Raw genomic sequence first — 25,969 nt, 5'->3', positions numbered from 1 at the left:
TCTTGGAACGGGGTGGTTGCGATGAAATGGCAGGGGCGGCGCGGATCGCGCAATATCGAGGATCGGCGGCGTTCGGGCGGCGGTGTGAGAGGCGGCAAGGCCGTCGGCGGCGTTGGTGGCGTCGGGCTTTTGGCCATTGTCGTGATCGGCTATTTCCTCGGCATCGATGTGACCCCTTTGCTCGAAGGCGCGGGCGACATTTCCAGTTCCTCGCAAACGGTTGAAATTACTCAAGCCGATGAGCAGGCGGCACAATTCGTCTCTGTCACGCTCGCGGACACCGAAGAGATCTGGACAGAAGTGTTTTCGGAGCAGCTCGGCGGCGAATATATCCCGCCCATTCTCGTGCTCTATAAAGGTGTGACGCAAAGCCCCTGTGGCTCGGCCTCGGGCGCCACAGGACCGTTCTACTGCCCCGGCGATCAAAAGGTCTATCTCGACACTGCGTTTTTCACCACCATGTCCCGGCAATTGGGCGCAGGTGGCGATTTCGCCCAGGCCTATGTCGTTGCCCATGAGGTCGCCCACCACGTGCAAAACGAGCTGGGCATTCTCGGTCAGGCCAACGCCTATCGCGCCAAGGCCTCTCAGGCCGAAAGCAACGCCGTCTCTGTGATGATCGAGCTTCAGGCCGATTGCTTTTCCGGCATCTGGGCGAAAATGGCGGATGAGAAATTCGGCTCCGTCGAGCATGGCGACATTCGCGAGGCTCTGAACGCGGCGAAACAGATCGGCGACGATACATTGCAACGGAACGCCGGCCGCGTGCCGCAGCCGCACACCTTTACCCATGGCACCGCCGAACAGCGCCAGCGCTGGTTTGCGACGGGGTATAAGACGGGCGCATTGGACGCCTGCGATACGTTTTCCGCCGACAGGCTTTAAGTCGGCGCAGGGGAAGTCTGTATAGTGGCGAAGGGGGAAGGAACGGATTTTTTCAAAAACCGTGACGATCCCTCTGGACGTCGCCCGCGCGCTTCGCTAAACGCCTTTTACTGCGCAGCTTTTGCGGCGCTCTGCCCGTGTGGTGGAATTGGTAGACACAGGGGATTCAAAATCCCCCGGCTTAACGGCCTTGCCGGTTCGAGTCCGGCCACGGGTACCAATTAAATCAAGGAGCTATCCACCAAGCTCCTGATCTGTGAAGGGTGTGTGTGAAAGTTGCTCACACACCTTACTCACACTTTCCCGTTTCATTCCGCTTCTGTTCTGCTTGATGATTTGGTTGGGGGTTGAGTTGAGGGCGGGGAGCGGACTTTCGCAGCATTTTTGACGAACGACAGCAGTGCGCAGATTGCGGACGCGCACTGAGCGAAACGCGCAAAGCGTGTAGATATACCATTACTCGCGGGACATTTTCTTTAACTTCCCAGATTTAGGAAAAGGAAGTTATCCATGACCAAAGATCAACGCGAAATCCAACGTAAATTGAGGATACTTCGATACGCGGAAGAGATCGGCCACGTCGCTAAAGTCTGCCGCTATTTTGGGATCGGCCGATCAAGCTTTTACCGATGGCGCCAAGCCTAGGCTGAACACGGCGAAGCTGGCCTGATCAATGTGCCGCCGATCCCCAAATGGCACGCCAACAGGACGTCGCCTGAGCGCGAGGAAAAGGTTCTTTATTGACGCCGCAAACATCATCTGGGGCCAATACGGATCGTGGAGCGTTACCATAACGTTAAGAGGTCTGAAGCGACGGTTTCAAGCATTCTGCGCCGTCATCGACTGTAACCGTCTCGATCTCTTCGCCGGTAGGGATCTGCATCATCAGTTCCGGCAGGATCGGGCTGTCGCCATGCCTGCTTGAAGAGAATTCGGCCGTGCGGATATCTCCAGTGGTTCTGTCCGTCGCAAGATGCCCCTTGTGCCAGTCACGTCGGCGCCTTGTGCCATGTTTGCGGACGAGCCATTCGCCCGTTGCCACGGAAGCAGATGCCGGTGCTGTCGATCCGCAGTTTCAGCAGCGCACCGGAGCGCCGAAACGGGATATGCGCCGAGATACACGCCTGACGCCGACACACCGTCGAATAGTCGAGCTCGGATCGAAGCAGAAGCAAAACGATCCTCGCAGATTCTCAATGAAAGTGACGTTGTACGCGGGCGTTTGCCTGATCATGCACACGCCAGAGCCACAGCATCAACATTACGCCAACGAAACATATTACGATCGGGAAATACGGCCAAATCACCGATTCTGCGCGCTTCAATTTATCGTATCTTACGCGGAATTCCGCGACCTGCTCGGTCGTGGCAATCTGGATTTTGTCGTCATGCATGAAGAAGGCTGGCTGCTCAAATCTCGCGTGGCTCTCCGGCGTAGCAAACTGGGCGTCGAGCGGCATGCAGTCAGCGTTGAAATACCAGTCCCAACCGAGAAGCACGACTGTGTCGTTCCATTTCCTGTCAGCACGGACCATAGGGACTTCGGGCCAATTCTTGTCGAGATAGGACGCGATCACACCGCAATATTGCAAGGTTTTGGAGTCCATGCTGGCCTCTGACGTAGATATTCCACGCACGATGGGTTCCTGTATCGGTGAACCTGCGGCCAAACGGAGCGCTGTTTCCTTCAGTTTCATACGAATCTGAGGTCGAACAGGTCGCTGGTCTGGGGAAAAACCGGGACCGAGAGCTACCCGAAATGTTGCGAGTTCGTCTTGTGTCAACAAAACAGGTATGTCTTCGCGGTGACGTGCTACACGGACGACTTCCAGTGGCTCATCGCTATGAACAAGCCTTGCCCCCAGTTCCGGATCGAGATGGAGGTCTCTGATACCGCGGGCCTCGAGCATTGATACAGGCAATTCGCCGTGGATATCAAAAATCTCCTCGATCTCGTAATTCAGAGATTTCAGATAGTCCTTATAGACGACGATAAAGGCGCCGCTGAAGAGCACCCCAAGTCCCAGAATATAAATGCCGTTGGCAGCCAGTTTAAAGACGCGGGAATGGGCTCGCAAAATTGGCAGCCGTGCTTTGATGTCTGCGGTGACGGAATAGTCCCCCAATCGCACGATATGGCTGCCGAAATCCGTGATGACAGCATCGGCTCGCGAAAGCATATCGCCGGTATTCTTGTGAGCTGTCTTCTGCCAGTAGATAGCGTCCGTCGCACCCGGAATGTAGGCGATCTCGAAATCTTGCTTGCTTTCCGCGCGCTCAACATCCTCGCGAAAAGAACTCATCCAATGGTCTGGCAGGTCGACATAGATCGGGTGTCCGTAGAATGTATATATATCGTTGTTCAGGGACCAGTGCAGATGCTGCATTGCAAGAATGTCGGATACGCCAAAAACCTCAATCTCGTCGGGGACCCGCAGAATCGGCCTGACTTTCAGAAATTGTGGGAATACCTGCCTCAGCCAGAGGACGGTTACAAAAATCATAAATGCGGCGAGCAAACCCATGAACACGCGAATCCCCAGATCCTGGCTATCGTCTAGCGAAATACCCACCAGGAGCCCGACGGGGGCCACAAAGGCAACAGTAAGAACCACCTGATAAAACCAGAACATCGCATAGCGTAGCAGCCTGATCCGGTTGAAACGGCGCAGATAAATGACTTCCTCCAGCGTTGCCAGCCTGTGAGTGGTGGCAATCTTGCGCAAGAGCTGTTCGACTGGTTGATCGGGCGCTATGACAGGCATAATGGGGGAAATGAGTGAGACTAGAAATGAATTGATATCTTTCGTCCTAAGGCAAGGCTGATCAGAATTCAACTTTGGGTATTGGTGTCAAACGGCTCTGATGCTGGTCGCGGCGAGGATCAGTCAATCCGAAGGAACAAAGGCCTGCGATTCATGAGTACGCAAACCGGATCATTATCTTGAGCGCCTTCTGTCACGCCCGACCTGCACGCAGGACGATGATCAAACTCTTCAAACTCGACCTGACGACAAAGGGCTGATCGGGTCCTGTGCCGCCATCCTGTCTGAAAACGTCTAAAAATGTGCGAGCGCAAACGGCTAAAGTCTCGATTCGGCTCAGCAATTTAGATTGTTCTCATCTCTTCCGAAATTTGACCCAAAAGCCTCGATTGGTTCCATCCCCAAGGGTGCGCCTTTATTTTGCCATATTTTAGGACAGTTCCTTAAGGGGTGCGCGGCGGAAACTTAACCTATGGTAAATAGCCACTCTAATGATCCCTAAAACAGATATAAAGGCTTTGTTAACATTGCATTTTTTCTTGAAATAATGGCGCTAAAAATTGCTCGAAAAACTGCAAAATCACACTGTTTTCCTGTGATGAAGGACACTTCATTGCCATATTTGATCACAATCCCGCCTTTTTCCCTGTTGCTTGGTCGCAATTTTGACTTATCCAGTAAGAGCCCACTGGGGGGCATTTAAAAGGCCACGGGGGCGGCCGCGTGAATCGAGTTCCGGGAAGGAGCCGACTTGTGCGTCCGTTGTGGAAATGGATTGACCTGCTGCGGGTCTGTCTGCTGCTGCATATTGAGACGATTGCGAGTGTTGCCACTGGCCTCTTAGGTCGTTTCTTTCCCTCACATATTCGGTCTGCGCGGACGCTTGTTTGGCCTCAAAAGGGTTGATTGAGCAGTTCGGGCGTATCCCGGGCGTATGGTTACCGTTGCACGGGGGGATGTATGCCCGCGTTAACGAGGTGTGAAGGAAAGAGACGATGACATATAATCACCATGATCATGATGGTTGCGATCCTTCCGATCCGACAGATCCGACGCTGGACGGGGTCGTTTCGGGGACATCCGGAGACGATCTGATCGACACCGCCTATACGGGTGATCCCGAAGGCGACATGATCGACGCGGGCGACAATGCGGCAGGCAATGACGACGACGTCGTGATTGCGGGCGGCGGGGATGATACTGTTTTTGCTGGCAACGGTGACGATATTGTCTATGGCGACGGCGGAGCGGGTTCCTCCTATGAGGCACAAGACGCTGATCCGCTGGTTCTGTCTTACAACAACTACCTCTATGGCAGCGACACGTCTTGGGGCAACAACAATGCAAAGTCGGGTGACAGCGCCATCTATAAGAACGTCACCACGCTCGAAGACGGCACCGTCGTCAACGCGCGTCTGGTCTTGGTCGAGACCTCTGATCCGAACCTCGATGTCGATCTTTCCGGTGGCAATGGCTCCGAGATCCTGTTGAACGGCAACAACTATTCCAGCCAGGGCGGCATGACCGCGACCTTCCGCATGGAATTCTACAACGCCGAAACCGGTGAGCCGGTCACGATCAACTCCACCGCGACCTTCAATGACATCGACAGCACGAACAGCGATGGCCTCGATCCTGAAGCAGTCACCGTGGATGGCGCCTCCTTCACCAATTTCGGCGTCAGCGGCGATAGCTCCCTGATCGTTACAAATGGGGACGGCACGGTCTCTGCGACCGGCACCGAGCCCAACGATCCGAGCGATCAGGACGCCTGGTTCTCCGCCTCATTCGAAGGTCAAAGCTCCATCACCTTCACGCTCACCTCGCGTGACGTGAATTCCGGCTATTCGATGAATGGCGATCTGATCGACGATGCGGTCGTGACCCCGATTGTCGAGGGCAACGATTACATCGATGGCGGCGCAGGCAATGACACGCTCTACGGCGAAGGCGGCGACGACACTTTGGTCGGCGGCACCGGCACAAACTACCTCTCGGGTGGCTCGGGCGACGATACCTTTATCGGGGGTGCGGGCGCGGACACCTTTAACGGCGGCGCTGGCCAGGACAATCTCGATTATTCCGGCTCCGACTCTGCGGTGAACGTCAACCTCTCCACCGGCGAGCTTTCCGGTGGCGATGCCGATAATGACACCATCCAGAGCGGCATCGACGGTGTGATCGGCTCCGAATATGACGACACCCTGACCGGGTTCGATCATCAGGGCACCCATCCGGATGACACCTACACCAATGAATTCTGGGGCATGGGCGGTGACGACACCATCTCTGGCGGGGGCGGCGACGACTACCTCAACGGCGGGGACGGTCAGGATTATATCGAAGGCGGCGACGGCGACGATGTCATCATCGGCGGCCCGGACGGCAGCCCGGATCGTGGCTATGGCCCCTATGTGCCCGACGACTCCGACCCGGAGAACGACAAGGATACGATCTTTGGCGGCGCGGGCAATGACACCATCTATGGTGGCGATGACGACGACTATATCGATGGCGGCGACGACAACGACTATATCGACGGCGGCTTCGACGATGACACCATCTTCGGCGGCAGCGGCAACGATACCATCATCGGCGGCGAAGGCTCCGACACCATTGACGGCGGCGACGGCGACGACACCATCTACGGTGGCCTCGATCCGGCCTATCCCGACAGCCTGAATGTCCCCGACGACGCGGGCGATCTCGAGGTCGAGAACGGCAAGGACATCATCTACGGCGGCGCTGGTAACGACACGATCTACGGTCAGGACGACGATGACCTGATCTTTGGCGGCGACGGCAATGACATCATTTACGGTGGCATCGACAACGATACCATCCACGCAGGTGCCGGAACCGACTATGTCTATGGTGGTGAAGACAATGACACCATCTATGGTGGCGGCGACAACGACGTTTTGGATGGCGGTGACGATCAGGATACGTTCTTTATCACCTTCAGCGATGTCACCTCGGGCGTCTATAACACCACCGTCCACGGTGGTGCGGGCGGCGTCGATTGGGACACGCTGAACCTCTCCGAGCTTTTGTCCAATGGCTGGGTGATCACCCACCACGTTCAGAACCCGGACAGCGATGGCAATGGCTATGACGGCCAGATTCAGCTCTACAATTCTGACACCGGCGAATACGCCAACGTCAACTACACCAACATCGAAGAGATCATTCCCTGCTTCACACCGGGCACTTTGATCGCCACGCCGAAAGGCGAGATGAAGGTCGAGGAGCTGAAGGTCGGCGATCGCGTCATCACCCGCGACAACGGCATTCAGGAAATCCGCTGGATCGGTCACAAGGTGCTCACCGGCGCCGAGCTGGCCGCCCGTCGCGCATTGATGCCGGTTCTGATCCGTCAGGGCGCGCTTGGCGCCGGTCTGCCGGAGCGTGACATGGTCGTCTCTCCGAACCACCGGATGCTGGTTTCCAACGAGAAAGCCGCGCTTCTGTTCGAAGAGCACGAGGTTCTCGTGGCCGCCAAACACCTGACCCGTCTGGAAGGTGTGGATGTGGTTGAGGCCTCTGGTGTGACCTACATCCACGTGATGTTCGACCGCCACGAAGTGGTTCTGTCGGACGGCACCTGGTCGGAAAGCTTCCAGCCGGGCGACTACACGCTCTCCGGCATCGGCGACGAGGCCCGCGAAGAGCTCTTCGCGCTTTTCCCGGAACTGGCCGAAGTGTCGACCCGTGGTGGCTTCTCCGCCGCGCGCCGCATCCTGCGCAAACATGAGGCGGAGCTTCTCGTCTCCTGATCTCAAAGGTTCGCTCTGATCGACGCGGTGGGGGTGCTTGGGCACAAAGCGTCGATCCTGACCGTCCCCCTCGGGAGTTTCCGGGGGAGACGATTTCGAGCATTTTTACGAGTTGTTTGGTTTTCAGAACATAAGAAACACCGCTCAGGGGGGCCTGAGCGGTGTTTTCTTTCAACAGTGCTCACATCTGGCGCCAGTCCTCCGGCGTGTTGACATGCCAACAGGGGGCTTCAGACGGCATCTCGACCCGTTTCGCGCCGTGCCGTTCGACCAAGACCGGCACGCCCTCGTCGCCGGTCAGAGCCTCGAATTCCGGCAGCACCGAGGCCGGGAAAATCACCGGATAGCCCTCACGCCCGCTTTGACATTGCGCCCGCACGATCCGCGTGCCGCCGAAGGTCTCAAACAGAATGACCAAAGTTTCCAAATGGCTGGCGGTGATAAACGGCATATCGGCCATGATCACTGCCAGCCCATCCGCTTGCCGCGCCATGGCCTCGCGGGCGAGGGCTTTGAGCGTTTCGGAAATCCCCAGATCGCTGTTATCCACCGTGATGAAATCATCATGCGGTCGCAGCACATCGCGTCGGTTCTGGTGATAGGGATGGCTTTGGGCGGGCAGGGCGACGACAAAGGGCTGGCCCCGCGCCGCGGAGACCGCCCGGCTCAACAACGTGTCCGGGGAATGCAAAGAGGGCGCGGTCGAGAGTTTGTCGAACCCCATCCGCGCCGAATTTCCGGCGGCACAAATGCCTGCGAGAAGTTTCATGTCGAATGCCTCATGGTGTGCGGTTTGGGCGCCGCTATAGAGTGGGAGAGAGAGACAGGGACGCCGAAAGGTTTTTCAGCACTGCGCCGTCTCATATCTGCGCGCATCTGCGCAACTTCGGGCAACCGTCCACACCATTACGGAAAAAAGACCCGCGCGCATGGAGTTGCGCGCGGGTCTTTTGCTTATTTCTCGGGCAACAAACCGCGCGGCGAGAACCGCAGCACGACCAACAAAATCACACCCATGGTCAGATAGCGCATATAGGCCACACGTTCCATCAACCCTGCCTTGAGCGCGGAATCTTCCGCCAGACCAGAGGTCAAAACGCTCACGATCCAACCGCCGATGGGTTCGACCTCGACCCAGAGGAACCAGATCAGCATCCCGCCCAGAACCGCGCCCCAGTTGTTGCCGGAGCCGCCCACGATCACCATGACCCAGACCAGAAACGTGTAGCGCAGCGGCTGGTAGGTGGTGGGCGTCAACTGGCCGTCGAGCGTGGTCATCATCGCACCGGCAAAGCCGATGATCGCAGCGCCAAGGACGAAAATCTGCAAGTGTCGCCCGGTGACATCCTTGCCCATGGCCTCGGAGGCCACTTCATTGTCGCGGATCGCCCGCATCATCCGGCCCCAAGGGCTTTTGAGCGCCAGCTCCATCGCCAGAACGATGATCCCGATGACCGCCAAAAAGAACCCGGCATAGAGCAGTTTCACGAAAATCGACGAGCCGATGACCGGGTCCGCGCCGATCTTGCCCATCAAGGACAGGAACCACTCGCTTTGCTGAAGGTCAATCTCATAGGGCACCGGACGCGGCAGGCCGTTGACGTTTTTCACCCCGCGCGACAGCCAATCCTCGTTCTTGAGCACGGCGAGAATGATCTCGGCGATGCCCAGGGTGGCAATGGCGAGATAGTCGGAGCGCAGGCCGAGGGCGGTCTTGGCCACGATCCACGCGGCACCCGCGGCCAACAGCGCACCGACCGGCCATGCCAGCAACACCGGAAGCCCCATTCCGCCAAGATAGCCCGCCGTGGAGGCATCCACCGCCTCGATCGCAGCAACCGCCGGATCAAAGAGCGTGCGGTAGATGAAAAACCCGACGACAAGAAACGCGGTGAGAAACAGCCCGCGCACACGGGTTTTCGGCAGACGCGGATAGATCAGAACCGCACCGACGATGGTGCCAAGCCCGACAAGCAGCGCAACGATCATGCGTCCGCCACCGGCAGCCCAAGCGGCTGGCACAGGCGGCATGGAGGTCAAGACCACGGCCAAACCACCCAGCGCGGTAAAGCCCATGATGCCGACGTTGAACAGACCCGCATAGCCCCATTGCAGGTTCACCCCCAAGGCCATGATGGCCGAGATCAGCCCCATGTTCAGAATGGCCAGCGCCGAGTTCCACGATTGCAAAACCCCGACCGCGATGATGAGCGCCGCCATCGCCGCGAAATAGAGAGGCGCACGGGGCAGGGGTTTGGGGGCCTGTTTGGAGGGCTGTGTCGATGCATGTGTCATATGTTTTGCCCCTTGAAGAGACCTGTCGGTTTGAACAGCAGGACGATGATCAGGATCGCGAAGGAGACGGCGAATTTGTAATCCGTCGACAGGAGCTGGACCAACCCATCGGGCGCCCAGCTGTCGGGGCCCAGATAGGTCACGACCTTTTTGAAGGCGTAGGTCAGGGTCACTTCCGAGAAGGCGATGACAAAGCCGCCCGCGATGGCGCCCAGCGGATTGCCGATGCCACCGACGATGGCCGCGGCGAAGACCGGCAGGAGAAGCTGTTGGAAGATGAAGGGTTTGAACGACTTGTCGAGGCCATAGAGAGCGCCTGCGATGGTCGCCAGAGCCGCCACCAAAAGCCAGGTGATCGTCACCACGCGCTCCGGGTTGATGCCCGAGAGAAGCGCGAGATCCTCGTTGTCGGAATAGGCCCGCATCGACTTGCCGGTACGGGTTTTGTTCAGGAACCAAAAAAGTGCGGCCACGGTGATCATCGCGACGACCACGGTGATGACCTGCGTCGTGCGGATCGCGAGCCCTTCGGACAGGCCCGACCAGGCCTTGAAATCGCGGGCATTGACCACGAACCGCGCACCATCGGCAAAGCGGCGATCCTCGGTGCCGACAATCATCCGCACCACGCCGTTGAGCACGAACATCACGCCGGTGGAAACGATCACAAGCATCACCGGCGCGGCTTTGACTTTGCGGTAGAACTTGTAGACCACCTTGTCGGTCGCCAGCACCAAAAGCGCTGTCGCCAAGATGCCAAAGGGCAGGGCCAAAAGCGCCGTGGGCAAGACGCCGAGCGAAATCCCCCAGCTTTGGAACAGCCCCGTGACCAGCACCACAACCATAGCCCCGAAGGACATGGTTTCGCCATGGGCAAAGTTCGAGAACCGCAACACGCCGTAAATCAGCGTGACGCCCAAAGCGCCAAGCGCCAGCTGCGCGCCATAGGTCGTGGCCGGGATTACGACGAAATTTGTAAACGCAACCAATGCGTTGAGAATATCCATCAGACAACCTCCTGACAGATGCCGCCAAAGGGCAGCATCTCTACCCCCGGCGTCGGATCTTGGGTGACAACATCGACATAGCCGGTCATCAGACCGTCTTCGCGCAGGTCCCAGAACCCCTTGCTGTCGAAATGTTGATAACGGTGGGTGGCGGGGGCCTCGGCCGCTGTCTCGACGAGACAGGTGGCCTCCTGAGCGCCTTCCTCGCGCAGATATTTCGCACAGCTCACGCCGTCGCCTTCCTCAAAGGAAAACCGCCAAGGCGCGCCGCCGCCTTGGACCATGACGGTACATTGCTCTGCGGCCATCGCGGTCGCGGGCAGGGCGGCGATCACGAGCGCGGCGCATGTCTTTTTCTTGGGAAAAATACTCATGCCCTCATCCCCCCAAGAACGTCCGGCGCACGTCCGGGTTCGCCAAAAGGTTCGCGCCGGTGTCGGTATAGGCATTGGCGCCCTGAACCAGAACATAACCTTTGTCCGCAATTTCAAGCGCTTGGCGGGCGTTCTGTTCCACCATGAGGATGGAAATCCCGGTCTTGGCGACCTCGATGATCCGGTCGAACAGCTCGTCCATCACGATGGGCGACACGCCCGCGGTCGGCTCATCGAGCATCAACAACTTCGGCTTGGTCATCAAAGCCCGCCCCACGGCGACCTGTTGGCGTTGCCCGCCGGACAGCTCGCCCGCGTTCTGATGGCGCTTCTCGAAGACCGCCGGGAAAAGCTCGTAGACCTGTTCAATAGTGGTCTCGATGTCGTCCTTGCGGATAAACGCCCCCATCTCGAGGTTCTCGCGCACCGTCATGGTCGGGAAAATATTGTGGGTCTGCGGCACAAAGCCCATGCCCTTGTAGACGCGCTCCTGTGGGCTGAGGCCGGTGATGTCCTCTCCATCGAGATGCACATGCCCCTCGCGCAGGTTCAGCATGCCGAAGACCGCCTTCATCGCGGTCGATTTGCCCGCGCCATTCGGCCCGACAATCACGGCAATCTCGCCCTTTTGCACGGTCAGCGTACAGCCGTGCAGAATATCTGCGCCTGCGCCATAGCCGCCGCGCATTTCATTGGCATGGAGGAAACTCATGCGCTCGCTCCCTCGGTTTTCTTATTTTTGACCCCGGTGCCGAGATAGGCCTCGATCACCGCTTCGTTTTGCATGATCTCGTCGGCGGTGCCGGTCGCCATGACCTGACCCTGCGCCATGACGATCACCGGATCGCAAAGCTGTTTGATGAACTCCATGTCATGTTCGATCATGCAGAATGTGTAGCCGCGCTCGACGTTCAGGCGTTTGATCGCGTCGCCGATCGTATAAAGCAGCGTGCGGTTCACGCCCGCGCCGACCTCGTCGAGGAAGACCATCTTGGCGTCGACCATCATGGTGCGGCCAAGCTCCAAAAGCTTTTTCTGGCCGCCGGAAATCTCGCCCGCTTTCAAATCCGCGATATGGGAAATCGTCAGGAACTCAAGCACTTCGTCCGCCTTGGCGCGCAGAGCCCGCTCTTCATTGGCGATGCGTTTGCGCCCGAACCAGGTGTTCCAAAGCGTCTCACCCGATTGGCCCGACGGCACCATCATCAGGTTCTCGCGACATGTCATAGAGCCGAACTCATGCGCGATTTGGAAAGTGCGCAGGATGCCCTTATGAAACAGCTCGTGCGGTTTCAGCCCGGTGATGTCCTCACCGTCGAACAGCACATGCCCCGAGGTCGGCGTCAAGACCCCCGCGATACAGTTGAAAAGCGACGTTTTCCCCGCGCCATTGGGCCCGATGAGCCCCGTGATCGAACCTTGCTCAAGCGTGAGCGAGGCGCCGTCAACCGCGCGAAAACCGCCGAAATGCATGTGCAAATCACGCACTTCGATCATTGTGATGTGTCCCCATAGATCGGCCCGATGTCTTTTGGTCTTTCGGGCCGAAAACGTGGGCCCGGGACGCCAAAACGCCCCGGGCCGTTACTTAAAGTTGGTCGCGTCTTAGCGAATGTCGACCGTCTCAAACGCACCATCGGTGATGGTGTAGTAGCGGTAGGAACCAGCGGCTTCGCCCGGTCCGATCAGCTCCACATTGGTGGCGCCGACATAGTCGATGTCGCCGCCTTCGGAGAGGATCTTGAGCGCCTTGTCCAGCTCACCCGGCAGGATCGGCTCGCCCGGTGCGTTGGCGACGTCCAGAACATTGGCCGCCACGGCTTCTTTCGTGGCTTCGCCGCCCTTGGCCATGGCCAGAGCGATCAGAGCCGCCGCGTCATAGCTTTCGCGGGTGTAGGCGGAGGAGACGTTGATGCCCGCGGCTTCGCCAAGTGCGTTGAACGCATCGGTGCCTTCGCCCTCGGCCCAGGGCACGATGCCCATGGAGCCTTCGACCACATCGCCCAGATCGGACAAGAGGCTGTCGCCATACATGCCGTCGCCCAGGAGGTAGGTGTCAAAGGCGCCGGTGTCGGCGGAAGCCTGAATGATGCCCTTGCCGCCTTGGTCGACATAGCCAAGCACGACAAGCACGTCGCCGCCCGCTGCGGCCATGGCGCCGATCTCGGCGGAGTAGTCGGCCTTGCCGTCTTCATGCGAGGTGTTGATGGTGATCTCACCGTCGTAAGCGGCGGCAAACGCGTCCGACAGGCCCTTACCGTAGTCGGAGTTGGTGTAGGTCACAGCCACGGAGGTGATACCTTTTTCTTCCAGCACATCGGCCAGAACTTCGCCCTGACGCGCGTCCGACGGTGAGGTGCGGAAGAAGAGGCCATTGTCTTCGACGGTCGAGAGACCCGGCGAGGTGGCTGACGGAGAAATCATCACGACACCATTGGGTACAGCCACATTCGACAGGATCGCGCCGGTCACGCCGGAGCAGTCCGCGCCCATGATGGCGACGACACCGTCGGAGGTGATCAGACGCTCAGCCGCCGCAGAGGCCGCCGCCGCGTCGACACAGGTGCTGTCCGCACGCAGGGGCGTGATGGTCGAGCCGTCCAGGAACGCGCCGCTGTCGCTCACTTCTTTCATGGCCAGCTCCGCGCTGGCGGCCATGTCGGGGGTCAGCGATTCAATCGGTCCGGTGAACCCGAGAATGACGCCGACCTTGACGTCTTCGGCATAGCCCGCGCCCGCCATGAGGGTCGCAGCGGTGGAAGCCAGAAGCAGCTTTTTCATATGGAAATACTCCCTGTTTTGGATCTTGTCCTAGGGCGGAGACTAGACGGGCTTTGACCGGATGGAAAGATATGCCGCGGCGTTTCGCGCTCGGATTTGGGGCATTTGCTCAAATTCTGACAGGGGTTTGGGGGCTTTGGGGGTCAAATGCGCCGAGGCCGCCGATTTGCGCAGGGCTGGGAAGCGTCCCCCCCCGACTCGGGGGAGTTGGATTGAAACCCGCCGCGACCGCATTATCTCAAACAAAACACCGAGACCTTCCCCCTTATCTGAGAAAGGCCTTTTTCGATGTCTCTCATTTTCTCCCGTCTTGTCACGCCGCTTATTGCCAGTGTGTCTCTCGTTCTTCCCACGTCTTTATGGGCCGCTGATCGCATGGCCGGGGCCACACCCGTTGCCGTCACCGAGGTCGTGAGCGGTCTGGACGAGCCTTGGGCGATTGACTTCCTGCCTGAAGGCGGCGTGCTGATCAGCGAGATCGACGGGCGGCTTTTGCTTGTCCAAAACGGCGCGGTCACCGTGGTCAAAGGCACGCCGGAGGTCTGGAAAAGTGGGCAGGGTGGTCTTTTGGACATCATGATCCCGCGTGATTTCTCTGAGAGCCGCGAGGTCTTTCTCAGCTATTCCAAACCGATGCGCGGCGGCGCAGGCACCGCGCTTGGCGTCGGGCGGCTTGAAGGCGACCGGCTTGTTGATTTTCATGATCTCTTTGTGATGGCGGAGGGCAGCCGCAAAGGCCAGCATTTCGGCTCCCGCATTGTCGAGGCGACGGATGGCACGATCTTCCTCACTGTCGGCGAACGTGGCGAGCGGGATGCGGCGCAGGACAAAACCCGCGCCAATGGTTCGGTGCTTCGGATCAATCGTGACGGCACCATTCCGGCAGACAATCCGTTTCTGAACGACGACGCCCTCCCTGCGCTCTGGTCCTATGGCCACCGCAATCCGCAAGGCGCGGCGCTTGACGGGCAAGGCCAGCTTTGGGTCAACGAACACGGGCCACAGGGCGGCGATGAGATCAATCTGGTCGCCAAAGGTGCCAACTATGGCTGGCCTCTCACGAGCTACGGCGAGAATTACGGCGGCGGGCGTTTCGCGCCTCAGACGCTTGAGGGCACAGAGCCGCCCGCGCATCAATGGACCCCCTCCATCGCGCCTTCAGGCTATGCGATCTATGAGGGCGATCTCTTTCCGGAGCTCAAAGGCAAACATCTGATCGGGTCGCTGAAATTCGACTATATTTCGGTGATGGACCCGGCCAGCTGGCAAGAGGAGCAATGGTCCTGGCCCGAAACAGGCCGCGTGCGCGACATCGCCTTGGCGCCGGATGGGGCGATCTGGTTTCTCTCGGTCGGGGAGGGGGCTGCCTACCGGATTGCACCGCGCGACTGACGTTTCCGCGCAGGAATTAGGCGTTTGCATGGGATTTCTACGCCCAATCCCGATTGTTTTGGGTTTTCTCGCAGGCGTCTCGCCTCTATAAGTCTTCAGACTTCGTGCGCGCTACCGCTAACACAGGCGGATTTGGGCGCATGAGGGAGGAGAATAAATAACCGTTTTGGAGAAAAGACGATGACGGATTGGGTGAAAACCGCATGGCGCAACAAACCGCGTGTGCAAATGCCCGACTATACGGACGAGGCCGCGCTGAACGCTGTTGAGGCGCAGCTTGCCAAATATCCGCCGCTCGTCTTTGCAGGCGAGGCGCGCACCCTCAAGCGGGATCTGGCGAAAGCGTCGCGTGGCGAGGCCTTCCTTTTGCAAGGCGGCGATTGCGCCGAAAGCTTTGCCGAATTCGGCGGCGATCAGATCCGCGACACCTTCAAAGTCATGCTGCAAATGGCGATGGTTTTGACCTTTGGCGCAAAAGTGCCGGTGATCAAGGTGGGCCGCATGGCCGGCCAATTCGCCAAACCGCGCTCAGCCCCGACCGAGACCGTGGGAGGCGTGGAACTGCCCTCCTACCGGGGCGACATCATCAATGGATTCGAATTCGATGAGGCCTCGCGCATCCCCGATCCCAACCGCATGCTGCAGGCCTACACACAGGCGGCGGCCTCGCTGAACCTGCTGCGCGCCTTCTCCAAAGGTGGTTTTGCCGACATTCACCGGGTGCACTCCTGGACGCTGGGCTTCACCGAATCCGATGAGGCCGAGAAATACCGCGACATGGCGAACCGCATTCAGGATGCGCTCGACTTCATGAAAGCGGCGGGCATGACGGCGGAACACAACCCCGATCTGCAAACCGTGGATTTCTACACCTCGCATGAGGCGCTTTTGCTGGAATACGAAGAGGCGCTGACCCGTGTGGACAGCACCACCGGCGCCACGATTGCGGGCTCCGGTCACATGATCTGGATCGGCGACCGCACGCGTCAGCCGGACGGCGCGCATGTCGAATTCTGCCGCGGCGTTCAGAACCCGATCGGTCTGAAATGCGGTCCTTCGACCACCGCCGAAGACCTCAAGGTGCTGATGGGCAAACTCAACCCCGAAAACGAGGCCGGGCGTCTGACGCTCATCGCGCGTTTTGGTGCGGGCAAAGTGGCCGATCACCTGCCGCGTCTCATTGAAACGGTGAAAGCGGAAGGCGCCAATGTCGTCTGGTCCTGTGACCCGATGCATGGCAACACGATCAAATCCGAGAGCGGCTATAAAACCCGCCCCTTCGAACAGGTGCTCTCCGAGGTGCAGGAATTCTTCGCCGTGCACCGCGATCAGGGCACCATCCCGGGTGGCGTGCATTTCGAGATGACCGGCAAAGATGTGACCGAATGCACCGGCGGCCTGCGTGCAGTGACCGACGAGAACCTCGCCGACCGTTACCACACCGCTTGCGATCCGCGTTTGAACGCCTCTCAGTCGCTGGAACTGGCGTTCCTTGTGGCCGAAGAGCTGCAAAAAGGTCAGACCCCGGAGACGGTGGCGGCAACCGCCTAAGGTCTCGCAAAATCAAGATGTTGAAAGCCGGGCTTTATGTCCGGCTTTTTTCATTTTCCGCGCTGTCAGTCGCCGCGATGGAAGATGAAGCAATTCTCAACCATCTCATATCCCGCCGCCTCATAGAACGACATCGCGCCGGGCGCGGAGAGCAGGAGATGCGTTTTAACCTCCGGCGCCGCTTTGACGGTTTCGCGCAACAAAGCCTTGCCGATTCCGCGCCCCTGAACCCGCGCGTCCACCGCGAGGTCGGAGCAATAGAGGCAATAGGAGAAATCGGTGACAGAGCGTGCCACGCCGACCAAATGCCCCGCCGTATCGCGTGCGGTGACGATCAGGTCGGAGTTCGCCAACATCTTGGCAATCCGCTGCGGCTGATCGACCGGGCGACGTTCGGCCAATGTTGAGGCGGCCAGCAGCGAGAGAAATTCAGAGGCGGAGAGGTCGGGCTCTATGGCATAGGTGATCATGGGCGCTCCTTTATCGCCTTGAGAGGAGCATGCGCCCGGCGAATTGAAAAGCAAAAAGGCGCGGCTCCGTCCTCGGAAACCGCGCCTGTTTCATGGCAGGGTCTATAAAAGATTATTCGTCCGTTTTGACCAGACGCAGCACCGGCTTTGCGGGGCGCGGGGTCTCTTCCACCTTGTCCTGCGTCTCAGAAGCGGTGGGTTTGCTGTCCTCATAGGCCTTTTTGGCCTCGGCGAAACCGGCAGGCACCGGCGTGCCTTTCGGCGTGGTGTCAAAGCTCTGATCCGCCGGGTTGCCCAAGAGCGGGCGGGACTGGATGTCGACCACTTCAAAGCGGCGCGGCTGACGGCCGATCTCGCCTTTGGACTGAAGACAGCCCAACACGCGGTTCACATCGCCCAGATCGGATTTCAGCGGGCAGAGCAAAAGCTGTGCATCCATCGCGCCACGCCCGATGCCGCGCTCGGCCTTAAGCGTGATGACGGTGATTTGCGGGGTCTCGAACACGGCTTCGAGCGCCTCAGACAGCTTCGCGCGGCTTTCCGGCACGAACATCGCGGTCAACGGCATGCCGCGCACTTCCATCCCCATGAGATCGGTCAGGTGCATGCCAGCAAGGCGGAACCGTGCCACGCCGGGGGCGATGCGTTCGAGGATGAAGGCAAATTCCAGCGCCGATTGCATGCCGCGCGGGTCCACTTCGGAACGCGCTGGAACCGGACGCCCGTTGCGCAGGCCTTCCCAATAGGCCTCGACGGTTTTCAACGCCGGGAAATGCATCTCATTGCGGCGGGGCATGAGGGAGACGACGTTGGAGCCACTGACATATTCAATTTTCATCTCAACACCTATTCAACTGTGCGATCCGGGGCCCGTGCCGGGTCCTCAAGCGGGTCTTATTATGGGGTCGGGCGGGCGTTCTGCCGCTGGCGAAAGGGGCACTGGGCCTCTTTGGCTCCCGACGTTGTTTTGTGCGACGATCTCTCATCGCTGGCTTGACCTGAATATGCCACGAGATTGCCTAAATTGGTGGAAAATCCTAACCAATGGTTAACATCTCGCAACAAAGCCTCGACAATACGGGGGTAAATCTTAGGAAACTGTAAAGGGTAATACCTCTGACGTGATACATTATCATTAGATATCAATGAATTAAGATTTTTGCGTCAGAAATGATCGTTATCAGAGTTTTAACGTGATGCAGTTTTCTAAAATTTTATAGAACTCTCACAAAGCTGACAAAATAAGAAAGCCTGCCGCAAAAAAGGCAGAAATGTGACGCCGCATCTGCAAAGTGAGTCTCTTTCCGGCGGCCTAAAATCCAACGTTGCCACATTTACCACCCGTGCCGATGCTGGTCATGCCGCCAACGGGCGGCTATAGACGAGACAAGAGCGCCGCCATAGAGCCATGGCAGGCACCAAACATGCGAAGGGTTCACTATGCGCAGCGCAAACACGTCAGCCGAGCGACGCGGTCTTCTCATCATCCTGTCCTCGCCCTCGGGCGCCGGAAAATCGACGCTGGCGCGGCGTTTGATGGATTGGGACGAGACACTGAGCTTTTCGGTCTCCGCCACCACACGCGCGCCGCGCGCGGGCGAAGAGGACGGCGTGCATTACCATTTCGTCGACGAGCCGCGATTCAAACAGATGGTCGCCGAGGGCGAGATGCTGGAGCACGCCCATGTGTTCGGCAATTTCTACGGCTCGCCCGCCGCACCTGTGCGGGCCGCGATCGAAGAGGGGCGCGATGTCCTGTTCGATGTAGACTGGCAGGGCGCGCAACAGATCGCGAATTCGGTGCTGCGTGATCACGTGTTGTCGATCTTCGTGCTGCCGCCCTCGATCAAGGAGCTGCGGCGTCGGTTGGAGACCCGCGGTCAGGACAGTGCAGAGACCATCGGCAAGCGGATGGAGAAAAGCTGGGACGAGATCAGCCATTGGGATGGCTATGATTACGTGCTGGTGAATGACGATCTTGAGGTCAGTTTCGAACGCCTCAAAACGATCATTGCCGCCGAACGCCTGCGCCGGGTCCAGCAACCCGGCCTCATGGGGTTTGTGCGCGGACTTCAGTCGGAATTCGAGGAGGTGGAAGGATGACGCTTTATTCTTTGAACGATCACGCGCCGGTTTTGCCGGAGAATGGCGACTATTGGGTCGCACCGGGGGCGCATGTCATCGGCAAGGTGATCCTGGAGGAGGGCGCCAACATTTGGTTCGGCGCCACGCTGCGCGGCGACAACGAGGCGATTGTCGTGGGTGAGGGCACGAATATTCAGGAAAACGCAGTGCTGCACACCGATATGGGCTATCCGCTGACCATCGGCGCGGGCTGTACCATTGGGCATAAGGCGATGCTGCACGGTTGTACCGTCGGAGAAAACAGCCTGATCGGCATGGATGCGACGGTTTTGAACGGCGCAAAGATCGGCAAGAACTGTTTGATCGGGGCAGGCGCGCTGATCACGGAAGGCAAGGAGATCCCGGACGGCTCACTGGTGATGGGCAGCCCCGGGCGTGTGGTCCGTGAGCTGACCGAAGCCCAGATCAAAGGGCTCAAAGCCTCCGCGCTGCATTATCAACAGAATGCTCAACGGTTCCGGGATGGGTTGAAAACACTCGACTAAACCTGTCGCGACAGGCATCAGAAAGCCGTTCAGGCGGCGCTCAGTGCAGCACCGTCTGAAGCCGCACCGGCTCCGGGCTGAGCATGTCGAAATCGAGCTCCGGGAACTGGCCACGCACCTCGTTGCGGACGATCTCCGGACGCGGCAGGCCCTTGGTGATTGCCCGAAATGTGCCTTTGAACCCGGCCTGATGCAAAAACGCCGCCAGATCGAGACAATCGAAATGCGCTGACATCACGGGGGACACGACACTGTCGGGGTTGATGCTGTGCAGGATATCTGCGGTGAGATCGGAAAATTCTATGAAAAACACACCGGTACGCTCCGGAAAGTGTCGCTTCAGCGTTTGCATGCGCTGAGGTTCACCCACCATCAGGATCATACCCTTGGGTTTGCTCTGCGCTCCGTCGAGATGCGCAAGGAGATCACCGAATATATTTTGACTTATGGTTCCCATGGTGGGGCGGGTTCCCATCTCTTTCCTCATTCCACTTTCGAGGAAACGGGTAAAGTATCGAAAATGCAATAATATTTTTGCCGAAAACGAAAAAATTTGCAAAATGAAAATCTTTCGATGGGTTTTGCAGCGCCCTTGTCAACGTGCCGCCCCCTTGTCATGAGAGAGTTACACCGCGGCGATACACAGCCGCGAAGTTTGGATAGGCGATGCAGAACAGTTTGAAACGGGTCAGATACGGCGAAGAGATGATGGGGGCGATGGCGGATGCCATGCCTTTGCCCGTCGTTGTGATTGGACGAGACGAACGCATCATGGCCGCCAATGCCCCCGCGCGGCATCTGTTCAACGAGGCGATGGTGGGGCGGCATTACATTACAGTGCTGCGTCAGCCGATGTTGTTAGACGCGATCGAGAATGTGTTGCGGCTCTCCGAGCCCGCCGAGGCGATCTATCGTATCACCGAAAGCCAGCGCGATCTGGTCTACAATGTGGCGCTGCGCCCGGTGATCGTCGAGGATTTCGCCTGTGTCTCGGTCGCCTTCGAGGACAAGACGGAGTTGCATGAAGCGGGCCAGATGCGCCGGGATTTCGTCGCCAACGTCAGCCACGAACTGCGCACGCCTCTGACCGCTGTGCTAGGCTTTATCGAAACGCTTTTGGGGCCGGCCGCCGATGATGGTGTCGCCCGCAAGCGGTTTCTCGAAATCATGGACCGCGAGGCGCAGCGGATGAACCGCATCGTCGGCGATCTTCTGTCTCTGTCGCGCGTCGAGGCCGAGCGCCGGGTGCGTCCGACCGACCGGGTCGATATTCCCGCCATTTTGCGCTCTGTCGTCAGCAGCCTCCATCCGGTGGCCGAGGCGCAGCGGGTCAAATTGATCCTCGAAGGCGCCGAGGGCACCGAAGAGGTGCCGGGCGATCACGACCAGCTCACCCAAGTTTTCACCAATCTGATCGAGAATGCGATCAAATACGGTGGGCGTGATAAAGAGGTGCGAATCTGCCTGACCTCGCACACGGTCGAACCGACGATGCGCAGTTCGGCGATCCGGGTCGATGTCTCGGATCAGGGCGAGGGAATCGCCACGCAGCATATTCCGCGCCTCACTGAGCGATTCTACCGCGTGGATTCGCATCGCTCGCGCGAGATGGGTGGCACCGGTCTTGGGCTGGCAATTGTGAAGCATATTCTCAACCGTCACCGTGGCCGTTTGCGGGTCGAAAGCCACACGGGGCAGGGCAGCTGTTTTTCTGTCATATTGCCCTATGAATAAGAATCTGTGACGGCTTAGGGCGCCCCTCTTTCGGGGGAGCTCAAGCGTTAACGCACTGTCACAGTCCTTAATGTCCCGTCACAGTTCTTAATTTCTTGTCACAAATGAACGTCGGAAAACCCGTTTTGGGACTGCTTTCACGCGAAAACGACCGGAATATGACGGAAAAACATGGTCAAATCGGCAAGATGTCTAGGGTTTTCACCCCATCTGTCATGAAACCGTTACATTACTTTCACAAAAGCATTGCAGCTGCCCCCTAAACCGCCCCCAAGAGAGCAATACCGCTCTCGGACATAAGCAAATTCAGGAGCAACTCATGTCCTTTGTGAAACTGACCGCTTCCGCGATCGCGATCGCTGCCGTCTCTGCCACTGCCGCCTCTGCCCGTGATCAGGTGCAGGTTGCCGGGTCTTCGACCGTTCTTCCCTACGCCTCCATCGTCGCTGAAGCCTTCGGTGAAAACTTTGACTTCCCGACCCCGGTCGTGGAATCCGGCGGCTCCTCCGCTGGCCTCAAGCGTTTCTGCGAAGGTGTTGGCGAAAACACCATCGACGTGGCCAACGCGTCCCGCAAAATCAAAGACAAAGAGATCGCTGCTTGTGCCGAAGCTGGCGTGACCGACATCATCGAAGTCCGCATCGGCTACGATGGCATCGTTTTCGCATCCCAGCTCAACGGCCCGGCCTTCACCGCCTTCGAGCCGGCTGACATCTTCAACGCTCTGGGCGCCAAAGTCCTGAAAGACGGCGAACTGGTCGACAACACCTACACCCAGTGGTCCGAATTCAACGCCGATCTGCCGGCGGCTGACATCATGGCCTTCATCCCGGGCACCAAGCACGGCACCCGTGAAGTCTTCGAAGAAAAAGTTCTGATGGCTGGCTGTGAAGCCACCGGCGCCATGGAAGCCATGGTTGCTTCCGGCATGTCCGAAGACGACGCAGAAGACGCATGTATGGCTGTCCGCACCGACGGCAAATCCGTGGACATCGACGGCGACTACACCGAGACGCTCGCCTCCATCGACGCCAACCCGAACGGCATCGGCGTGTTCGGTCTCGCCTTCTACGAGAACAACACCGACAAGCTGAAAACCGCGACCATGTCCGGCGTTGAAGCCACCACCGAGACCATCGCGTCCGGCGACTACCCGGTCTCCCGCCCGCTCTACTTCTACGTGAAGAAAGCCCACATCGGCGTGATCCCGGGTCTGAAAGAATACGCTGAGTTCTTCATCTCCGACGACATGGCTGGCCCGGACGGCCCGCTCGCCGAGTACGGCCTCGTGTCCGACCCGGAACTGGCCTCGACCCAAGCGGCCATCGAAGCTGAAGACACCATGCAGTAAGCCTTGAGGCTTGCGACACATCGAGGCGGCGCGGGCGATCTCGCGCCGCCTCTCTCGCCGGGACGCCGTCCCGCGATCTGAAATTTCCAGCCTCCGGACCCTGATCACAGGTGTCCCGCAAAGGAGCGGCCCATGCCTCTGATGTGGCTTTTCATTCTTATTCTGGCCCTTGGCCTTCTCGGTTTCATTCTGGGGCGCACCCGCGCGCTCAAGGATGCAAATGGCGACATCCGCCTGTTGCATTCGCTTCCGAACTACTATGGCTCCAACGTCCTTTTGGCGGTGCTGATCCCGGGGCTTGCCGTCCTGTTGCTCTGGCTGATCCTTCAGCCGATGCTGATCCAGGGGCAGGTCTCCTCGATGATCCCGGACACCGCCTATACCGACAAAGGCGCGCTGAACCTCGTGATGTCGGACGTGCGCCGCGTTGCCGAAGGGCTTGATGTCGCCGTTTCCGAAGGCGCGCTTTCAAAAGAACAGGCCCGCGACATTCGCACCGAGTTCACCGACATCCGCGCCCGTCTCGGCGCTGTCGGTGTGGCGCTTGGCTCCAATGTGGAAAGCTATGTGCTGAAAGCCGCGCAGAAATATCGCACGATGACGGCCGTGGGCAACTGGATGATGACCGTCGCCGTTCTGGGCGCAGCTCTGGCGGGCTTTGCGGTCTCCATGCTGCGCACCAACAAGGACATGCGGGCGCGCAATTCCGTGGAGAAAGTGATCCTCGGGCTTTTGATCGGGGCGGCCTCCATTGCGATCCTGACGACGCTGGGCATCGTCTTGTCGCTGATCTTCAATACCATCGAGTTCTTCAAACTCTACCCGGCGCTGGATTTCTTCTTCGGCACCACCTGGTCGCCGTCCTTTGGCGGGGGCTCGGAGCTTGGCATTCTGCCGCTGTTCTGGGGCACCTTCTACGTCTCAATTATTGCGCTGCTGGTCGCCGTGCCGATCGGGCTTTTCGCTGCCATCTATCTTTCGGAATACGCAGGACCCAAAGTGCGCGCGATTGCGAAACCGCTTTTGGAGGTGCTCGCCGGTATCCCGACCATCGTCTACGGTCTCTTCGCTTTGCTGACCGTCGGCCCGATTCTGATGACGGTGTTTGGTTCTGACGGGGGCCTCGGCTGGATGCAGGGCGGTCGCTCCGTGATGACCGCAGGTCTGGTGATGGGCGTGATGCTCATTCCCTTCGTCTCCTCGCTGTCCGATGACATCATCAACGCAGTGCCGCAGGCGATGCGTGATGGCTCTCTGGGCCTCGGCGCCACCAAATCCGAAACCGTGCGTCAGGTCGTGCTGCCCGCCGCTTTGCCGGGCATCGTGGGCGCCATCTTGCTTGCCGCCTCGCGCGCCATCGGTGAGACCATGATCGTGGTGTTGGGGGCAGGGGCCGCGGCCAAGCTGAACCTCAATCCCTTCGAAGCGATGACCACCGTGACCACGCGGATCGTATCGCAGCTCACAGGCGACGCCGATTTCGCCTCCGCCGAAGCGCTGGTCGCCTTTGCCTTGGGGATGACGCTTTTCGTGATCACCCTCTGCCTCAACATCTTCGCGCTCGTGATCGTGCGCAAATACCGGGAGCAGTATGACTGATGTCCGATTTTACCGCTGATAACGGCCCCGCCAAAGGTGACGCCAAATCGTCTCTGTTCCACGAGACGACGCGCACCAAACGCCGCAACGCCGCCGAGACCCGGTTCAAAGCCTATGGCATTGCTGCCATCGCCACGGGCCTGTTCTTTCTGGTCGCACTTCTGGTGGCCATTCTGGGCAACGGTTTGCCGGCCTTCAAACAGACCTTTGTCACCATTCCGGTGGAACTGACCGAGGCGAAACTCGACAAGAACGGCAACCGCAACCCTGAAGATCTCGCGAAGGTCTCGACCTTTGGCTATAAGCCGGTGGTCACCGACGCGCTGATCGCCGCGCTCAAGGCCGAGGGCATCGAAATTCCCTTTGCCAAGGAGAAAGACGTCGAGGACATTCTCTCCGCGTCGGTCGCCGCTCAGGTGCGCGACACGGTTCTGGCCGATCCGAGCCTGATCGGTGAGACGGTTGACTTCCGCCTGCTGGCCTCGTCGCGTGTGGATGGCTATTTCAAAGGCCGCGTGACCCGTGAGGCACTGGCGCGCGATAAGAATTTGGATGCCGAGCACCTCGACATCGCCGATGCCATGGTGGCTGCGGGCCTGATGAAAACCACCTTCAACGCCGATTTCATCTTTGGCGCCGATGCCTCCGAGAGCCGTCCTGAACAGGCCGGGATCGGGGTTTCCATGGTGGGTTCCTTGTTCATGATGATCGTGGTGCTGGCTCTGGCGCTGCCGATCGGTGTGGCCGCTTCGATTTACCTCGAAGAATTTGCGCCGCAGAACAAATGGACCGATCTCATTGAGGTGAACATCTCGAACCTCGCCGCTGTGCCCTCCATCGTCTTCGGTATTCTGGGCCTTGCGGTGTTTATCCAGATCGCGCATCTGCCGCAATCTGCGCCGCTGGTGGGTGGTCTCGTGCTGACGCTGATGACGCTTCCGACGATCATCATTTCGACGCGGGCGTCTCTCAAGGCTGTGCCGCCCTCGATCCGCGACGCGGCTCTGGGTGTAGGCGCCTCCAAGATGCAGTCGGTGTTCCACCATGTGCTGCCTTTGGCCATGCCGGGCATCCTGACCGGGACCATCATCGGTCTGGCACAGGCACTGGGTGAAACCGCACCGCTTCTCCTGATCGGTATGGTGGGCTTTATCGCATCCAACATGCCCGATGGGATTGCCTCTGGCTTTATCGACCCGAACTCCGCCATGCCGGCGCAGATTTACGAATGGGCAAAACGGGCCGACCCGGCCTATTATGAGCGCGCCTGGGGCGGGATCATCATTCTTCTTGTTTTCCTGATGACGATGAACATCATCGCCGTCCTCCTGCGCCGCCGCTTTGAGCGCCGTTGGTAAG

Annotated in this window: 21 protein-coding genes, 1 tRNA gene and 2 pseudogenes; 12 read left to right on the top strand and 12 right to left on the bottom strand. The window is 58.9% G+C overall.

The features are described from left to right. Nucleotides 1-21: 21 nt before the first annotated feature. The 3 genes and pseudogenes from ACN0X0_RS05355 to ACN0X0_RS05345 all read left to right on the top strand — a co-directional run. A complete protein-coding gene (locus ACN0X0_RS05355; protein WP_417278499.1) occupies nucleotides 22-885 on the top strand; it encodes a neutral zinc metallopeptidase in 864 nt (287 codons plus the stop codon). A gap of 133 nt (nucleotides 886-1,018) precedes the next feature. Beyond that, nucleotides 1,019-1,105: transfer RNA gene (locus tag ACN0X0_RS05350), tRNA-Leu, on the top strand. Between the two features lie 290 nt (nucleotides 1,106-1,395). Then, nucleotides 1,396-1,725, top strand: a pseudogene (locus ACN0X0_RS05345) (helix-turn-helix domain-containing protein); the annotation flags it as partial. On the opposite strand, the pseudogene ACN0X0_RS05340 reads toward ACN0X0_RS05345, so the two are convergent. Continuing rightward, nucleotides 1,724-2,036: pseudogene (locus ACN0X0_RS05340) on the bottom strand (transposase); the annotation flags it as partial. The pseudogenes ACN0X0_RS05345 and ACN0X0_RS05340 sit on opposite strands and share 2 nt — an antisense overlap. Nucleotides 2,037-2,078: 42 nt before the next feature. Then, entirely contained in the window at nucleotides 2,079-3,611 is a 1,533-nt protein-coding gene (locus tag ACN0X0_RS05335; protein WP_417278318.1) for a hypothetical protein, read from the bottom strand. 1,034 nt (nucleotides 3,612-4,645) lie between these two features. Between ACN0X0_RS05335 and ACN0X0_RS05330 the strand changes: the two genes are divergently transcribed. Beyond that, nucleotides 4,646-7,426 carry a Hint domain-containing protein gene (locus tag ACN0X0_RS05330; RefSeq protein ID WP_417278317.1) on the top strand — a complete coding sequence of 927 codons (2,781 nt, stop codon included), beginning with the start codon at nucleotides 4,646-4,648 and terminating at the stop codon, nucleotides 7,424-7,426. Nucleotides 7,427-7,607: 181 nt separating this feature from the next. On the opposite strand, the gene ACN0X0_RS05325 is transcribed toward ACN0X0_RS05330, so the two are convergent. The 7 genes from ACN0X0_RS05325 to ACN0X0_RS05295 all read right to left on the bottom strand — a co-directional run bounded on the left by ACN0X0_RS05325 (nucleotide 7,608) and on the right by ACN0X0_RS05295 (nucleotide 13,883). Continuing rightward, on the bottom strand, nucleotides 7,608-8,195 hold the full coding sequence (locus ACN0X0_RS05325) for a nucleotidyltransferase family protein (RefSeq protein WP_417278316.1): 588 nt from the start codon (nucleotides 8,193-8,195) through the stop codon (nucleotides 7,608-7,610). Between the two features lie 185 nt (nucleotides 8,196-8,380). Next, nucleotides 8,381-9,646, bottom strand: coding sequence for a branched-chain amino acid ABC transporter permease (locus tag ACN0X0_RS05320; RefSeq protein ID WP_417278498.1), 1,266 nt, complete (start codon nucleotides 9,644-9,646; stop codon nucleotides 8,381-8,383). A 71-nt stretch (nucleotides 9,647-9,717) separates the two neighbouring features. Then, on the bottom strand, nucleotides 9,718-10,728 hold the full coding sequence (locus tag ACN0X0_RS05315) for a branched-chain amino acid ABC transporter permease (RefSeq protein ID WP_417278315.1): 1,011 nt from the start codon (nucleotides 10,726-10,728) through the stop codon (nucleotides 9,718-9,720). Continuing rightward, the gene (locus tag ACN0X0_RS05310) at nucleotides 10,728-11,102 is read right to left on the bottom strand and encodes a hypothetical protein (protein WP_417261052.1); all 375 of its coding nucleotides are present in this window, start codon (nucleotides 11,100-11,102) and stop codon (nucleotides 10,728-10,730) included. Before ACN0X0_RS05310 ends, ACN0X0_RS05315 begins: the two co-directional genes overlap by 1 nt. Nucleotides 11,103-11,106: 4 nt before the next feature. Beyond that, nucleotides 11,107-11,814 carry an ABC transporter ATP-binding protein gene (locus ACN0X0_RS05305; protein WP_417278314.1) on the bottom strand — a complete coding sequence of 236 codons (708 nt, stop codon included), beginning with the start codon at nucleotides 11,812-11,814 and terminating at the stop codon, nucleotides 11,107-11,109. Further along, on the bottom strand, nucleotides 11,811-12,599 hold the full coding sequence (locus ACN0X0_RS05300) for an ABC transporter ATP-binding protein (protein ID WP_417261054.1): 789 nt from the start codon (nucleotides 12,597-12,599) through the stop codon (nucleotides 11,811-11,813). Before ACN0X0_RS05300 ends, ACN0X0_RS05305 begins: the two co-directional genes overlap by 4 nt. Before the next feature lie 108 nt (nucleotides 12,600-12,707). Continuing rightward, complete coding sequence (locus ACN0X0_RS05295; protein ID WP_417261055.1) at nucleotides 12,708-13,883, bottom strand: ABC transporter substrate-binding protein; 1,176 nt, start codon at nucleotides 13,881-13,883, stop codon at nucleotides 12,708-12,710. A 288-nt stretch (nucleotides 13,884-14,171) separates the two neighbouring features. Here ACN0X0_RS05295 and ACN0X0_RS05290 point away from each other — a divergent pair, with 288 nt between their 5' ends. Both ACN0X0_RS05290 and ACN0X0_RS05285 read left to right on the top strand, forming a co-directional pair. Continuing rightward, nucleotides 14,172-15,275: a PQQ-dependent sugar dehydrogenase gene (locus tag ACN0X0_RS05290; protein WP_417278313.1), complete on the top strand. Its 1,104-nt coding sequence runs from the start codon at nucleotides 14,172-14,174 to the stop codon at nucleotides 15,273-15,275. A gap of 180 nt (nucleotides 15,276-15,455) precedes the next feature. Next, nucleotides 15,456-16,826 (top strand): class II 3-deoxy-7-phosphoheptulonate synthase, encoded by a 1,371-nt coding sequence (locus ACN0X0_RS05285; protein WP_226553523.1) that lies wholly within the window; start codon nucleotides 15,456-15,458, stop codon nucleotides 16,824-16,826. 65 nt (nucleotides 16,827-16,891) lie between these two features. Here ACN0X0_RS05285 and ACN0X0_RS05280 read toward each other — a convergent pair whose 3' ends face one another. After that, nucleotides 16,892-17,296, bottom strand: a complete 405-nt coding sequence (locus ACN0X0_RS05280; protein WP_417278312.1) for a GNAT family N-acetyltransferase — start codon at nucleotides 17,294-17,296, stop codon at nucleotides 16,892-16,894. Nucleotides 17,297-17,408: 112 nt separating this feature from the next. Further along, nucleotides 17,409-18,134, bottom strand: coding sequence for a PAS domain-containing protein (locus ACN0X0_RS05275; protein ID WP_417278311.1), 726 nt, complete (start codon nucleotides 18,132-18,134; stop codon nucleotides 17,409-17,411). A 602-nt stretch (nucleotides 18,135-18,736) separates the two neighbouring features. On the opposite strand from ACN0X0_RS05275, the gene gmk reads away from it, so the two are divergent. Beyond that, nucleotides 18,737-19,399 carry a guanylate kinase gene (gmk, locus tag ACN0X0_RS05270; RefSeq protein ID WP_417261060.1) on the top strand — a complete coding sequence of 221 codons (663 nt, stop codon included), beginning with the start codon at nucleotides 18,737-18,739 and terminating at the stop codon, nucleotides 19,397-19,399. Then, a complete protein-coding gene (locus ACN0X0_RS05265; protein ID WP_417261061.1) occupies nucleotides 19,396-19,926 on the top strand; it encodes a gamma carbonic anhydrase family protein in 531 nt (176 codons plus the stop codon). The genes gmk and ACN0X0_RS05265 overlap by 4 nt, the downstream gene beginning before the upstream one ends. Nucleotides 19,927-19,966: 40 nt before the next feature. Here the strand turns inward: ACN0X0_RS05265 and ACN0X0_RS05260 are convergent, their stop codons facing one another. Beyond that, the gene (locus ACN0X0_RS05260) at nucleotides 19,967-20,278 is read right to left on the bottom strand and encodes a hypothetical protein (protein WP_417278310.1); all 312 of its coding nucleotides are present in this window, start codon (nucleotides 20,276-20,278) and stop codon (nucleotides 19,967-19,969) included. 353 nt (nucleotides 20,279-20,631) lie between these two features. Between ACN0X0_RS05260 and ACN0X0_RS05255 the strand changes: the two genes are divergently transcribed. From ACN0X0_RS05255 to pstA, 4 genes are all read left to right on the top strand, one after another. Further along, nucleotides 20,632-21,660 carry an ATP-binding protein gene (locus ACN0X0_RS05255; RefSeq protein ID WP_417278497.1) on the top strand — a complete coding sequence of 343 codons (1,029 nt, stop codon included), beginning with the start codon at nucleotides 20,632-20,634 and terminating at the stop codon, nucleotides 21,658-21,660. A 319-nt stretch (nucleotides 21,661-21,979) separates the two neighbouring features. Continuing rightward, nucleotides 21,980-23,011 carry a substrate-binding domain-containing protein gene (locus ACN0X0_RS05250; protein ID WP_417278309.1) on the top strand — a complete coding sequence of 344 codons (1,032 nt, stop codon included), beginning with the start codon at nucleotides 21,980-21,982 and terminating at the stop codon, nucleotides 23,009-23,011. A 132-nt stretch (nucleotides 23,012-23,143) separates the two neighbouring features. After that, entirely contained in the window at nucleotides 23,144-24,610 is a 1,467-nt protein-coding gene (pstC, locus tag ACN0X0_RS05245) for a phosphate ABC transporter permease subunit PstC (protein ID WP_417278308.1), read from the top strand. Then, entirely contained in the window at nucleotides 24,610-25,968 is a 1,359-nt protein-coding gene (pstA, locus tag ACN0X0_RS05240) for a phosphate ABC transporter permease PstA (RefSeq protein WP_417278307.1), read from the top strand. Before pstC ends, pstA begins: the two co-directional genes overlap by 1 nt. Nucleotide 25,969: the final 1 nt, after the last annotated feature.

The organism is Celeribacter sp. (assembly GCF_048270365.1).
Lineage (GTDB): Bacteria > Pseudomonadota > Alphaproteobacteria > Rhodobacterales > Rhodobacteraceae > Celeribacter.
This window is presented reverse-complemented; position numbering and strand designations above follow the sequence as displayed.